Here is a 13,963-nt window from a genome sequence, read left to right as displayed (position 1 = left end):
TCAAAGTTTAACAGTTAATGAAAATTAATGCTAAAATTTAAGCATGTATGGTAGATACTAAAGGATAATCTCATGAATTTTCGAGGTGAAGCGTTACCTTTAACGGATAGTGACATTGAAATTATTGCTGGCTATTTAGGATGTCAAGTCGCAGCTTTACACTCGGTTATCATAGTAGAGACAACTGGTAAGGGCTTTGGCCCTGACAATCGGCCAATTATGCTATGTGAGCCACATATATTTTATCATGAGCTTAAAATTCAATCACAGCGCTTACAAGCATCAAAACAGGGGCTAGCATATCCAAAGTGGGGAACAAAGCCATACCCTACTACACAAAATATAAGATATTTATGGCTTGATAAAGCTATGGAAATTAATCAAGAAGCTGCACTTTCCTCTTGCTCTTGGGGGTTGGGACAGGTACTTGGTATAAACTATAAAATCTGTGGGTTTTCAACAATTTTAGATTTTGTTGAAGCGATGAAGTATTCAGGGGCATCACAGCTTTATGCAATGGCTAAGTTTATAGCAGCGGATCATTTGCAAGTGTATTTAAGAAATCTGGCATGGTCTGAATTCGCACATCGCTATAATGGGCCAGCTTATGCTTTAAACCACTATGAAATAAAATTGGAACATACTTATAACCGACTACCGGCTTCAGAAAAGGTAATTCCTTCTCCTCCAAGTAACTATACATTAGATAGCCTTCTTCCTTCCAAATAGGGGGATTATAGGCATAGGTACCTTATTTATATTATATAATGGATAATATTAGGAATCCTGTAGTGGTCTAATTCTTCCGGACGCTTCGCTAAGATGGTAAAACTACCAAGCGAGGTGAAGTATGACAACAAAAGGTACACGTCGGCAATTCAAGCCGGAGTTCAAGAAAGACGCCGTAGCCCTTGTCTCCGAGCATGGGTATTCGATTTCTAAGGCAGCTGAAGCTGTTGGAACCACTACCAATAATATACGACGCTGGATAAAAGACCTGAACCAGGAAGAAAGTGGTGTGAGGCTGGATGCTGATGAGCGAGGTGAATTAGACCGACTGCGACGTGGGGTAAGGCAGTTGCGTATGGAGAAGGAGATTCTAAAAAAGGGCCAGTGTAGATTCAATTGATCAGTGCAACACCCCTGTAGGAATATGGCCTATCGGGGGATCATTGAATGAAGCGCATATTTACAGCAGAAGAAAAAGAGTGGATTTTCGACGCTTGGAAAAAGGGCATTGGCTTTAGTGAAATTGCCAATGCCATAGATTCTAAGCCAGGAACCATTTTTTCTGTATTGAGAGATACTGGCGGAATTAAACCAATACCCAGAAAGCCATCCCCTCAACACCTCACATTAGCCGAACGCGAGGAAATACGTGCAGGTCTTTCTGCAAAACAAAGTATTCGAGCAATCGATCGCTCCTTGAATCGCAATCCATCCACAATCTCGCGTGAGATTCAGAGAAATCGTGGGCGACGATACTATAAACCAGTAGACGCAAACAACCGTGCAAAACGGATGGCAAGGCGTCCCAAGCCGTATTTGCTGGAGCAAAACCCGAGGCTAAAGAAGCTTGTTTTGGAAAAATTAGAGTTGAACTGGTCACCAGAGCAGATATCGGGTTGGTTACGGAAGACATATCAGGCTGATGAATCAATGCAGATATCAGCAGAGACTATCTATAAAACACTGTATTTCCATGTGCGTTCAGCACTTCATCATAAGCTAGTAAAGCATTTGCGTCGATCTCACAGTCTTCGTCACAGCAAACAACATTCACGTTAAGGCGAGCGTGGTACTATCAACATCGTCAACGGTACATCGATAAGGGAGCGTCCTCAGGAGATACAAGAACGATGTGTTTTAGGTCATTGGGAGGGTGACTTAGTGTCAGGTTCAAACAACACTCATATTGCCACGCTTGTTGATCGAAAATCGCGGTATACGATCATTCTTAAGTTGAAAGGGAAAGATGCGACTTCTGTGAACCAGGCGCTTGTTGCTAAGTTTAAAAAACTGCCAAAAGAGCTTTGCCAATCACTGACGTGGGACCGAGGAATGGAGCTCGCGAAGCACGCTGAATTTACGGAAAAGACAGGTGTTCCTGTCTTCTTCTGCGATCCTCAGAGCTCCTGGCAAAGGGGAACGAATGAGAATACTAACAGCTTAATCCGTCAGTACTTTCCAAAAAAGACATGCTTGGCGCAGCATACTCAGAGGAAATTCAATCAAGTTGCTAACGAGCTTAATAGCATGCCAAGAAAAACATTGAAATTTGCGACACCAAAGCAGGTTATTAAACAGGGTGTTGCCTTGACAGGTTGAACCTACACTGGCCTTTTTTAAAATTTCTTTCTCCATCCGCTATTACTTGATTTCGCGTCGCAACCGATCCAATTCAGCACGCTCGCTGGTATCCGGCCTTTCTCCGCTCTCTTCCTGCTTCAGGTCTTTTATCTAGCGTCGTAGATTATTGGTAGTGGTTCCAACAGCTTCAGCTGCCTTAGAAATCGAATACCCTTGCTCGGAGACAAGGGCTACGGCGTCTTTCTTGAACTTCGGCTTGAATTGCCGACGTGTACCTTTTGTTGTCATACTTCACCTCGATTGGTAATTTTACCATCTTAGCAAAGTGTCTGGAAGAATTAGACCACTACAAACATTATTCAATGACACAAGCAGACAATAAAGTAAGTTTTTTTACTCCAGTGAATAGTAAAATACTAGCCGTCCGCCCAGCTTTATGAATAATAGATTAGTATCTACATAATGCTCACAATTGTTTTCTAAATATGTTTTTTTAACGTAAACTACTGCTTCATTTTCACCTCCAAATATATTTATAATTTTTAGATCTAACCACTGAACATTATTAATATTAATTTTATCAACTCCAGGGAAAGTCTCTGGGTGCCATGTATTCTTTATATACTCTTTGCAACCCAATAATTCAGCTACATGCCTACTTCGTGTAAGTGACCCTGGATCTAGAGGGTAAGCCATTCCGGTAACATATATCTTACAACAGCTCTTAAATAACTTCCCACTGCAGCAAGGACATGTTTTTTCTTCCATTACAAAAACCTCAGTTAACTATATGATTAGTAGCTTTAATGATTTCAATAACAAGTTAGCCCTTCCCAAATAAGTAACCTAAAATTAGGTTTATTACCGGAACAGTGAACTTCCACAATTCAGATGAATCCACGCCTTTAAGTTCAAATAAAGTTCCATAAATGCTCATGCCAATAAGTAATAAAAGGATACACCCGGCAATATTAGATGGAGCATTATTTTTATCTCCAAACAATTTCCCTAAAAACCCAGCATTCAATTTTATTTCTTCGTCACCCAGTCTAGAGGATTCTTCATTTTTAGGAGGAGTCATATTAATCTCTCTTGGTTTCAAGTAATAACTGCAATCCCTATATGCTGCAAGCAGATTATCTTGCAGTCCCACAAATATATCTTATCTAACGAAACAGTAAGAAAACTTAGGGGCGTAATAGCAGGCTGTTTTTAAGATGTATAGAACACTGGTAAGTTAAGAAAGTTTTTTCATAGTTAAAAATTATCGTGGTTTGGTCGTTAGACAAGATCACTATTGATCCGCTTACTGAGCTTCGCTCTATAATACATGCCCATTAATTACATTTAATAAGTTATGAAATAGCTTCTAATCATAGTAGTTTCGACCTTAAATGATAGAGCATTATCTGGGCAACTAAGAATCGCCAGATGCAAATGAGCACTCTTGAATAACTCAGTTAGAAAAGTTGTCAAGAGTGCGCAATTACTACAATAAACAATTAAGCTGTTGATGCTAAGTTTAACTAAAATTACATTTTCTGAACGATAAAGCATATGAGATTAACTGAAAAATAGCAGAAAGTACTTCAGATGCGAGCCCTACGAATGTCGCAAGCTGCCTCCAATTTTCAAGACTAAAAGTTTTAGGCCCCTTTTTTTTCCAAAAAGGGGCCTGACTTGGTTGAATCCTCGCCTCTTCCCGTACATAGACTGCATAATCAGCAAAAAGTGTGGCTGCAATTTGAACGAGCCAAGCCAATATTTGGCCCGCTAGTATTGTATCACAATCCTTATTAGTTTTACCTGGAATAGATACAGTACCAGAAATAGCTCTACGAACTGAATCCTCGATATTTCTCCTAAATGATTCTGGGCTTTGTAAGAGTAAACTAGCCGGAATCTCCGTAAGTGTAGAATGTAAGAATTCATTCAGTCTAAGCATTTTGGCGAGTAATTTTTCTGAACTGAGAGAACGATATTTATTTCCTAGTGCGGAAAAATCGGATAATCTACCTTGGGATAGCCCAAGAAGATAGGGTTCTATATCTCCTTCTAGATCTTCGTTGGAATTATCATCTTTAGTAAGGTCTAAAATAATAGAATTCGCTAACTCTTCTAACTCTCGAACGAATTTTAGAAAAGAATCTGAATGAAGAAAGGAGGGGTTTACAATAGAAATATTTTCCATGATAAATACTCGTTAGATTAAGTTACTAAGATTCCATGCACATTTTAAAATTCGTTGCGTCTGCAATCACACCAAACAACATTTGAAGGCACACACCAAGAAGTGCAGCCATTAACTCCTTTTGATCTAATTTTTTAAATTGACTTCCTTCTATAAATGCTATAGCCATACACTCTTTCACAAGCTCTACCCATTGACCACCGAAAGACGTAAGAAAAGCTTTAATACAAGAAGGAGGGTTAGGTATTACATGACCAACAGAGGCTGAGCTGTCATTTAGTATGTTAACTACCTCTTGCTCATAGTTGGTGTCAGACAAGAGTAAAATAATTGCACCTTTTAAGACATCTTTATCCTGGTAAAGCGCTCCAGCTGGTAAGTTTGTTAAAAAATTCTCTCTTAATTTTTCAAGGTCCATCACGAATTTAAGAAAATTTTTCATATGTAATGGGGAGCTTTCATCCCCTTCAAACTTATGAAACAGATCTAAAATTGCAGTAAATTCACCACGCTTTATATTTTCATTTAGTGAATATAATTCATCACTTCCCAAATTCGACGTTGAATCCAATACATCAGAAGTCAAACTTCTTACTACCTTAATCATATATTCCAGTGTTGAATTGACAATGGACATAGATTGCGAGTGGCTTGACAATTCTTGTGCTATTTTTCTGGTAACTAGTGAATTAGACATACAAATATTTCCATTCTAGTGAGTTAATTATGCCATACAGCTGCGATAGTTGTATGCAGTATTAATTACTGATAATACAAGACCAATTATCTCGAAAACCACAAATAATATTATTTCCGGTAATTTCTCATCAAACGCCTTAAGTAACATGACGTCAACTAAAAGTAGTTCAATAAATCCAAAGAGAATGGAGACGATATCAACACCCAGGATGGCCTTGCAAATTTGAACCACTTGCCATTCCAATTGCTCGATGACTATTTGTTCTGGCTCCGAATCAGATATCTGATCCTTAATGACTTTAGCAATTTCCTTTCTATCCATATCTGCAAAGGAAAGAGGGAGCTCTTCTTTTAAGTTTGCAAGATGAGAAACAATCCTGTCTGCGACTGCAATTATACTGCCGAAAGGGATTAAGTTCTTATCCTCATTCAGAAATATATTTAACGCTGAAGGATCTTTTTCTTTATAGCTTTGAAATGTTTGATCAAATTCACTTTTAGAAAATCCAGAAGTAGGAATATGGTTATTGCCATGCTCTCGGTCAAATAAATTATTTCCTGCTTTAGTTGCAGGTAAAATTATATGTTTAATGATTTCCTCAAAAATTGAATTAAATTCTGGTGATTTCGAAAGCATTTTACTTAGTTGATACTCATTCATCGGTACATTTTCCTATGAAATTTTAAGATAATGATTTAAAAAATTTCTATCAATAATTGTCCCTCCATTAATTTAGGTCTAATTAAAATCTATCTAGAAAGCTAAATATGAAAAAATTTCATAGTCGATCATAAGGTTGACAAACTAGATAGGTGAATTTTAAATTTAAAAACTAATTGGTATATATTAATAGGTGTAGCTTGCGAATCGAATAATAAGCAAGTATCCATATTAAAATCTAATTAGCTGCTTTCAGGTGGGAAGCACGCAACTGTTGACTCAGGTTCTGATAGAATGCTATTGAAATTAAATGTAGCAAACTGAGTGTTCGATCGTGTAGGCGCAAATACAACTTTTATTGACTTGGGCTGGTTGGTTGATATGGTTACCGGTCCTTGCCATTGCGGAGTCTTTTGCGGACCGGTATTTTTCCAATATCCAGCTTGGATTTGGCCGACATATGTACCATTGGAGTTGGCTTCATTAAATGTATATCCAATAGGATAAGTAGCCATAGGCACATAATTACCACTGCCATCGTTTTCATAGTACTGCGCAACTAAATAGGGTTGATTTCCGTCTGTGTCCGCTAACTTTGGATTTCGTATTACATAAGCTGCAGGTGCTTTTATATATGGAGCACATGCTGTTGAGCATGGAATTGCATTGAAAGAAAACTGATTATTAGTAAAGGTAACTCGTACAGGATCGGTTTCTGAATCATAAAGCCACCAAAACTTCCACATTAAGCCATTCTGACCATTATTACCACTGGCGTCAAAGTCAATAGTTAAGTCGAAGCTTGCTTTGTACTCTTGCGAATCTAAAGTTATAGTTTTTGTATTTAAGCTTAGAGGCTTTGTCCATGCAGTATCAGCACCATAACCTAGATCTGAAAAATTCAACTGTGCTGCAGCGGTTCCTGTTTTAGTATTTGCATTCGGCCACAGATTATTAATCTTAATAACATAATCGTTAATCCATGAAGCATTATCTCGTCCTACATATTCAAGTACGATCACATTTGCGCTAGACGCTTGACCTGACCCATCCCAAGAGTATTTCCATGGATATGAGGGGAGATTTGTCATAGTTCCATTTGGAGTATTAATAGTAAGATCATATTGTTGTTGTTCATCGTTACCAGGGTTCAATATTTCGATATAGGCACCATTTTTACTCATATTGTTTAAGGTGCCAGGTACAACACAATTTTGATAGAAGAGCGGGATCTCCAATTTAACCTGAGTTGTAACGTTTTTGTCTGGCCCATTAATTTGTTGAACAGGATGGTTATTATAAAAAGTTTTTCCCGCTATAATACTTCCAATTGAGGGCCAAGTAACTGTATATGTAAGCGCTGTACTTTTATCTTCAAGATAGACTTTAATAGGATCAACGGTTAACCTTGGCTTGCTCTGCTTCATACCCTCAACCCATTGCTGCTGATTAAACCAGGTATCACTGTTTGGGAAAGCGTTAATAAACTTAATCCAAAAAGTGCTAGGCTTTTTACCTTTTGCGGTTTCTGCTAATACATATATTATTTCAAGAATAAACCTTCCATAATTATAATCTAGATTGGCTGAGAATCTTATTCCATGGAATAAGACAAATAAGGTCTTTAATGCAATTAAAAATTTAGAATGCGACTTCTGGACATCATCATTTTCCCAATCAATAGTTAAATCCTGTACTAATTGTGAAGATGTATCAGGATCTGGGAATGTCCATCCAAGCAATTCTAATCCTATACCCATTCTTTTTGGTTCTTGCACCTTTATAGGGAAAAAAGTTGAAAAAATATCCACCCCATGGTACGTACCTGGAAGTGTTTGGGGAGGAGGATTCGGATTTTTTTTCTTGGTTGTCGTCCTAGGAATATTATTCCATAAGGTAAGACCACAGGTTATTTTCGCTCCCAAATAGTCCCCTGAGCGTCGCGAATTGGTCAGGCGAAAGAAGTCATACATCGTTTGAAAACCTTGCTGAACAACAGCTGCATCTGACGATGGTACCCCAACAAACTCTGCACCAGCCCATTCACTGAGCTTTTTTCCATTCACAGTTATGCCCCACAATTCAGCTCCGGCATCAAATCCGAACCCAACTGCTTGTGGAGGAAACCAAATCCCGCTATTTACATTAATTCCAAGATTTTCATCATATTTAAGCTTGCTGATTAATTGATCTACAATTAGGGGAAATTGATTATTAACTTCAAACACAGCATCTTTAACTATTTTTAAGTTGGCGTCACCGGGGTCACGTAATAGATTTAATATAGCCTCCTGCACTTCTTTTGATTTCTCTGAATGTACAGTACTACCAACAAAGTTGTAAATATCGTTTATCTGTGTTTCATTTTGTATTAAGAAATTAGCTAATGAATTTAAGTGAAAATTAATCTCTTCATCTTGCCTAAGTAGAGATATGAGCCATTGAGGGTCATTTTGTGCTTGGCTGAATTCATAGTCTGTTGGAATAACACTTGACATAATAAGATCCTCAATATTTAGAAGGTGTAGACTAAAAACAACAGTAAATTTATATATATTTGAATCTTAATCTTTACAAGTTTGGGTTTGCAGGCGGCAACTTGTAGGTAATAACTTGCACTTTCGATGTAATTATGTCGCGATTAACTTCAAATTTCTTGATTTGCAGTTACTATATTTTTAATTAGGTTTATACAGATTAAAAAATATGTGACGGGAGAATTGTTTTTCTACATCTTGGTTTCGGATAAAAAGTGCAATTGGTAACGGAGGGCCCAGCTGGTAGAGTCAGCACCTCTCCCGACCAAGAGAAAGACACTGATGAGCTACTATCAACTGAGCGAGAACGAACGATACCAGATTTCCAGTCTAAGAAAAGCCGGACATTCTCAGAAAGCAATTGCAGAATTGTTTGAGAGGCATCCCTCAACGATCAGCCAAGAGCTGCGATGCAATAGAGGCTTGCGAGGAATCGCCCAAGGCAAGCACATAAGCATGCAGAGCTACTACGCCAGCAAGCGTATAAGGCACAGAAAGCGATTGATGGTGTGTGGCAACAAATACACACCCTAGCAGGCTGTTGAAATACGACCGCATAGGTACTGGTTTTGGTAGAATATCCACAAGATAAACTCTGGAAGCTCTACGATAATGCGCGGCGCCAATATCATCCAAGAAGCTTTATTCACAACGATTCACCTGGAATCTTTCGTACCTAAGAAGCATCCATTACGCGCGATCCGGACTCTCTTTAACCTCGCGCTCAAGCGTTTAGACTGGCTGCTGGACTCTGCATACTGTGAATACGGCCGTGAATCTATCCCACCAGAACGCTTATTAAGAGCCCAACTATTACAGGTTCTGTATACGATTCGCAGTGAAAGGCAGTTAATGGAATAGGTGAATTACAACTTGCTATTTCTCTGGTTTGTTGGACTTTCAGTAGACGATATCGTATGGAACCACTCTACCTTCAGTAAAAACCGAGATCGGTTACTTGAACATGAGGTTATTCCGGCGCTTTTTAAAGAAATTGTAGAGATGGCTCACAAGAAAAATCTGCTTAACTATGAACATTTCAGTGTTGATGGCACCTTGATTCAAGCATGGGCTTCCCGGAAAAGTTTTCGGTCGAAAAAAGTCGGTGATGATGACGAAAAACCAGGGGGTGGTCGTAACAAGGGGCGAGATTTTCGTGGAGAGAAACGTACTAATGATACGCACGCCTCGACCACTGACCCAGATTCAAGAATCTATAAAAAATCCCAAGGCTCAGAAGCAAAATTGGGTTACTTGGGGCATACCACAATGGATAACCGAAATGGTTTAATTGTGAATGCAAAGGTCAGTTTAGCCACGGGAACCGCAGAGAGGGAAACAGCGCTTGATGTGCTTTCGGAACTACCGGGCTCAAAACCCAAGACAGTTGGTGCGGATAAAGGTTATGACACTCGTGGATTTGTAGAGTCCTGCAGAGGTTTGGGAGTCACGCCTCATGTTGCTCAGAATGGTAAACGTCCAGGAGGGTCCGCGATTGATGGGAGGACAACTCGTCATACTGGGTACCAGGCCAGTTTGAAAGTTCGTAAACGAATTGAAGAGGGTTTTGGTTGGGGAAAAAACATAGGGCTGATTCGACAGATCAAAGTGCGCGGCCTAGATCGTGTTAACGAAGTTTTCGACGTGACATTTATTGGGTGGAATCTTACCCGAATGAAAAATTTACAGAATCAATCTGTTTTATGAATGCAAGTAGGGCAAAAACGCGCGAATCATAGTTGATTTAATAGTTTTTGGGCCAAAAATGAATAGAACAATATTATTTGGGGGAAATCATATGGATTAGTTCAGACCAAATCCATATAATGGAAGCTCTGAAAATCAGCTTCTACTCCTTCATCATGTTTTACAAAATCAAAAAACGTCTATCTTTTAGTCGAAACTCAGGTTTCCATGCGTATTTACCTCCATTTTTATTGCCCAATAATCTGCATTTTGCAGACTTTGGGTACACTGCCCCTAGGTCAGCAGATATTTCTTCCCAATTAACAAATTGGTGAAGCCTGCCAAGAGGAACAAGCGCTGAGCGTTTTTTTTCTAAACCTCGATAGCGTACTTTTCCATACCCGAAGATATTTTTTATATATCGGAATAGGTGCTCTACTTTTGCCCTAATCTGCGCCTTTATTTTTTCTACCATTCGCAATTCAGCACGGCCCGGTCGATGCTTCAAACGACTTCGCTTCTCTGCAATGTGCCACTCCACCTCTTTAGATTTAAGCTCTTCGCGCTTTTCCGCACCCATGTAGTCAGAGTCTCCCCAAATGCGCTTCTCTTTACCATGTAGCAATTTACCTGTTGCGGTATGTCGTGCTGGTTAGCGGCTGTTATGTCGAGGTTATGGATGAGCCCAAGGGTATCATCTGTACCAATGTGTATCTTCATACCAAAATGCCACTGATTCCCTTTTTAAGTTTGATGCATTTTTGGTTCGCGCTCCTTCTTTTTATTCTTCGTCGAAGTTGGCGCGGAGATAATCGTGGCATCTACAATGGTACCTTCACGCAGTGCCATGTCATTCCCCGCGAGATGCTTATTGATTTCCTCCTAGATTCCCACAATAACCGACACACTTGGCGATAGCGAAGGAGGCCAGCTGGCTGTAGGCTGGTTAGCTTGCACACAAACAAGCCAGGAACCCTATGGGAACCCATACCAACCAGCTGACACTGAAAGAACGATACCAGATCGAAGTCCACAGTGGACAGAACTATTCGGCTCGAGCGATAGCGTTACAGCTCAATCGTTCCAACAAAACCATCTCGCGAGAGCTTACCCGCTTTTATCCATACTGTGCCGAGAGCGCTCATCAAAAGGCTCTGCAGAGGCTGCATGGGGCTCGTAAGCACACCAAGTTTGATTTCGCCATGAAAGTGCAAATCGACCATCAGCTAAAAAACGCTAGCCCAGAACAAATTGCTGGGAGAATGAGGCTTGAGAAATGTGAAAAAAGGGCCAGTTGCTCAACAATTTATCGCTGGATAGGTCGGCTTAATTGGAGGCAGCGGCTGCCACGGAAAGGCAAACTTTATCGGAAGCGTACAGACTCCGAGGCAGGAGTAAAGCTCATTCCGGAGCGTATTGACATTGAAGAGCGACCAACGATTGTTGATGAAAACACAGAGCTTGGCCATTGGGAGGGCGATACGGTTTATGGTCAGGATAGCTATCTTGTGACATTAGTTGAGCGAGTTTCTAAATTGTTACTCACTCGTAGGGTACCCAATAAGAGTAAGAAGACAGTAAGTCGTGCAATCAAGCAGATGCTAAAGCCGTATCAGGCAATATGTAAAACAATAACCTTCGATAATGGAGGCGAATTTGCGGGCCACCAGTCGATTGCGCGGAAACTGGGATGCAAAATATATTTTGCAAAACCTTATCACTCTTGGGAGCGTGGATTGAACGAAAACACGAATGGTCTACTGAGGCGTTTCTTCCCGAAGGGTATAGAAATTGGCAAGATACCAAAAAGCCATATCGATGATGCAGTGTTCCGAATTAATACTCGCCCAAGAAAGGTGTTAAATTACTTGAGTCCGCTGGAATTTCTATCGGACAGGCGTGTGTCACTTATGTTAGCAATCTAGGTTTTACTGGACGTCTACACAAGGAAGATCTTGGGTCAAGTCCTGCAGGCGCCCCCAAAAATACTGCGTTGGCTTGGCATTTATACCTTCTTGCTGAAATATTTCTTTCGCTTCTGCGGCTGCCATTATACCGGCTAGGGCATGAGCACGGTCACAATCACAGATGGCTAAATTTTCAGCTGCCCGGTAATGTTCTATAGCGCTATCAAAGTTGCCAGCAGATTCGTAATAGAAAGCGAGGCGGAAATGCTTGTCCAGTTCCTTTTCCCCACGGGATGGCTTTTCCGATGGATTAAGAGGCCTCTTTATTTGGTCGCAATTAACTAAGGATTCAGCTGAAACAGCAATTTTCGAAGAGTTCGTGAATTGTGTCGGTGCTTCTCGATGATTATCTAGTGATTGGCCGCAGCCAATAAGAGCCGATACAATGAGCGCACATGCCGCTTTTTGCATTAGGCTGTAGCTCCGGCATTTACCAGTGCCTGCTCAAACTCCTCAGCGTAGCGTGCTATATTGTCCGCTTTATCCATAGCGTTGATAATTTGCCGCGCATGGCGGTAATCGACTATCTGTCCCTTCTCTGGATCGCCGATGGAATGCCTTAGTGCTTTCCCGGTGAAGATTCCTAGGAACATGCCGTAAAAAAGGATGATCGTTGCATATTTTGGAACTTTCACAGCATCGGGGTCTTGGGTAAAGTCTGGGCACTGAGGGTAATGTTCACGTACTACCGGTGTCAGCTTCTCGTAGTTGCGACGCCCGGTTAGCTGCACAAAGCCGCGACCCCGGAATTTATATCCATCGCCCGGCTCAGTATTCCCCAGGTCTTTTCGGAAGTCGTACCTGGTAAAATAAGATTTAGAGCCATATTCCGTAATTGGTTGCATAGTGTATGCCGTTTCGTGAAAAGTCGTTGCGAGCATATAAGCCAGCCAACCAATGCTACGAATTTCCCACTGAATTTTGAAATTTCCGCTCGGCTGAGTCGGCGGCTTTTCCCAGAAATTCAGAATAACCTCCATTCCATTAACCTGTTCCTGGGTCAAGCTGCCTTTGAAGATGCCTTTGCGTATATCTTCGTAGAAGGTTGACCTTTCCATTTGAAGAGCAGTTCCTGGGGGCTTTTCGGGTACCGATGGAGCCGGTTGTGGTTCTATAGGTAGTAGTGACGCCTGACTGGTCTCGGCTTGTAGTAACGCTTGTTCGAACTCCTTAGCATAGATTTCAATACTACGTGCCTTATGCATGCTGCCAGTGACTTTACGTGCATGGAAGTAATCGACTATCTGTCCCTTATCTGGGTTGCCAATATATTGTTTCAGTGTCTTATCATTAAAGAACCCCAAAATCATACTGTAAAACAGTATTACCGTCGCATACCGTACATCTCTTACCGCTTCGGGGTCCGTGGTAAAATCAGGGCAATTCGGGTAAAATTCACGAACGACTAAGGTCATTTGCTCGTAATTACGGCGCCCGGTTAACGGTAAATAGCCGCGCCCTTTAAAATTTACACCATCACCTTCCTTGGTATTGCCCAGATCTTTGCGGCCTTCATATAATTGAGTAAAGCGTTCATTACTGCCAAACTCTGTGCCCGGTTGCATAGTGAATGCCGTTTCATGAAAAACCGTTGCAAGCATGTAAGCTAGCCAACCGATATGGCGAACCTCCCAGTGAGCCTTCAAATCCCCAGTCGGCTGAACGGGCGGGGTTTCCCAGAGATTAAGGATCGCCTCCATTCCTTCAACCTGTTCAAGATTCAGGCGTCCCTCGAATAGATCTTCACGAATACCGTCGTAGAATATTGCACGATCCATAAAAAGCCTCCCTAAAAAGTTTTTGTAAGAAATAAAAAAGGGGAAGGAAAGAATACACTGCGCTCGGACCGTATGAAGCATGGATGCCGATTACGAGCATACAGGGATGTATTCACAGCGCGCCTCGAGCGCTG

At 40.8% G+C, this 13,963-nt stretch carries 13 protein-coding genes and 3 pseudogenes; 6 read left to right on the top strand and 10 right to left on the bottom strand.

Annotated features, from left to right (window positions below):
- Positions 1-72 precede the first annotated feature (72 nt).
- From ABWV76_RS14490 to ABWV76_RS14480, 3 genes and pseudogenes are all read left to right on the top strand, one after another.
- Positions 73-729: an N-acetylmuramidase family protein gene (locus ABWV76_RS14490; RefSeq protein ID WP_353376367.1), complete on the top strand. Its 657-nt coding sequence runs from the start codon at positions 73-75 to the stop codon at positions 727-729.
- 121 nt (positions 730-850) lie between these two features.
- Positions 851-1,129, top strand: coding sequence for a transposase (locus ABWV76_RS14485; protein ID WP_353376366.1), 279 nt, complete (start codon positions 851-853; stop codon positions 1,127-1,129).
- 47 nt (positions 1,130-1,176) lie between these two features.
- Positions 1,177-2,328 (top strand): annotated as a pseudogene (locus ABWV76_RS14480) (IS30 family transposase).
- A 132-nt stretch (positions 2,329-2,460) separates the two neighbouring features.
- On the opposite strand, the gene ABWV76_RS14475 reads toward ABWV76_RS14480, so the two are convergent.
- From ABWV76_RS14475 to ABWV76_RS14445, 7 genes are all read right to left on the bottom strand, one after another.
- Positions 2,461-2,598: a transposase gene (locus tag ABWV76_RS14475; protein WP_353376364.1), complete on the bottom strand. Its 138-nt coding sequence runs from the start codon at positions 2,596-2,598 to the stop codon at positions 2,461-2,463.
- A 105-nt stretch (positions 2,599-2,703) separates the two neighbouring features.
- Entirely contained in the window at positions 2,704-3,078 is a 375-nt protein-coding gene (locus ABWV76_RS14470; RefSeq protein WP_353376363.1) for a YchJ family metal-binding protein, read from the bottom strand.
- A gap of 55 nt (positions 3,079-3,133) precedes the next feature.
- A complete protein-coding gene (locus ABWV76_RS14465) occupies positions 3,134-3,463 on the bottom strand; it encodes a hypothetical protein (RefSeq protein ID WP_353376361.1) in 330 nt (109 codons plus the stop codon).
- 369 nt (positions 3,464-3,832) lie between these two features.
- Positions 3,833-4,501 carry a hypothetical protein gene (locus tag ABWV76_RS14460; protein ID WP_353376360.1) on the bottom strand — a complete coding sequence of 223 codons (669 nt, stop codon included), beginning with the start codon at positions 4,499-4,501 and terminating at the stop codon, positions 3,833-3,835.
- Positions 4,502-4,526: 25 nt separating this feature from the next.
- Positions 4,527-5,198, bottom strand: coding sequence for a hypothetical protein (locus ABWV76_RS14455; RefSeq protein ID WP_353376359.1), 672 nt, complete (start codon positions 5,196-5,198; stop codon positions 4,527-4,529).
- A 27-nt stretch (positions 5,199-5,225) separates the two neighbouring features.
- Complete coding sequence (locus ABWV76_RS14450; protein ID WP_353376358.1) at positions 5,226-5,861, bottom strand: hypothetical protein; 636 nt, start codon at positions 5,859-5,861, stop codon at positions 5,226-5,228.
- A gap of 242 nt (positions 5,862-6,103) precedes the next feature.
- Complete coding sequence (locus ABWV76_RS14445) at positions 6,104-8,359, bottom strand: hypothetical protein (protein ID WP_353376357.1); 2,256 nt, start codon at positions 8,357-8,359, stop codon at positions 6,104-6,106.
- A 321-nt stretch (positions 8,360-8,680) separates the two neighbouring features.
- Here ABWV76_RS14445 and ABWV76_RS22050 point away from each other — a divergent pair, with 321 nt between their 5' ends.
- Both ABWV76_RS22050 and ABWV76_RS14435 read left to right on the top strand, forming a co-directional pair.
- Positions 8,681-8,932: a helix-turn-helix domain-containing protein gene (locus ABWV76_RS22050; protein ID WP_502914810.1), complete on the top strand. Its 252-nt coding sequence runs from the start codon at positions 8,681-8,683 to the stop codon at positions 8,930-8,932.
- Between the two features lie 78 nt (positions 8,933-9,010).
- Positions 9,011-10,105: pseudogene (locus ABWV76_RS14435) on the top strand (IS5 family transposase).
- A 160-nt stretch (positions 10,106-10,265) separates the two neighbouring features.
- On the opposite strand, the pseudogene ABWV76_RS14430 reads toward ABWV76_RS14435, so the two are convergent.
- Positions 10,266-10,804 (bottom strand): annotated as a pseudogene (locus ABWV76_RS14430) (transposase).
- A 257-nt stretch (positions 10,805-11,061) separates the two neighbouring features.
- Between ABWV76_RS14430 and ABWV76_RS14425 the strand changes: the two are divergent.
- Positions 11,062-12,009: an IS30 family transposase gene (locus tag ABWV76_RS14425; RefSeq protein WP_353376356.1), complete on the top strand. Its 948-nt coding sequence runs from the start codon at positions 11,062-11,064 to the stop codon at positions 12,007-12,009.
- 3 nt (positions 12,010-12,012) lie between these two features.
- Here the strand turns inward: ABWV76_RS14425 and ABWV76_RS14420 are convergent, their stop codons facing one another.
- Both ABWV76_RS14420 and ABWV76_RS14415 read right to left on the bottom strand, forming a co-directional pair.
- Complete coding sequence (locus tag ABWV76_RS14420) at positions 12,013-12,462, bottom strand: hypothetical protein (RefSeq protein ID WP_353376355.1); 450 nt, start codon at positions 12,460-12,462, stop codon at positions 12,013-12,015.
- Positions 12,462-13,829 (bottom strand): hypothetical protein, encoded by a 1,368-nt coding sequence (locus ABWV76_RS14415; protein WP_353376354.1) that lies wholly within the window; start codon positions 13,827-13,829, stop codon positions 12,462-12,464. The genes ABWV76_RS14420 and ABWV76_RS14415 overlap by 1 nt, the downstream gene beginning before the upstream one ends.
- Between the last annotated feature and the right edge of the window lie 134 nt (positions 13,830-13,963).

It is taken from the genome of Microbulbifer sp. NBRC 101763, assembly GCF_040371615.1.
GTDB lineage: Bacteria > Pseudomonadota > Gammaproteobacteria > Pseudomonadales > Cellvibrionaceae > Microbulbifer > Microbulbifer variabilis.
This window is presented reverse-complemented; position numbering and strand designations above follow the sequence as displayed.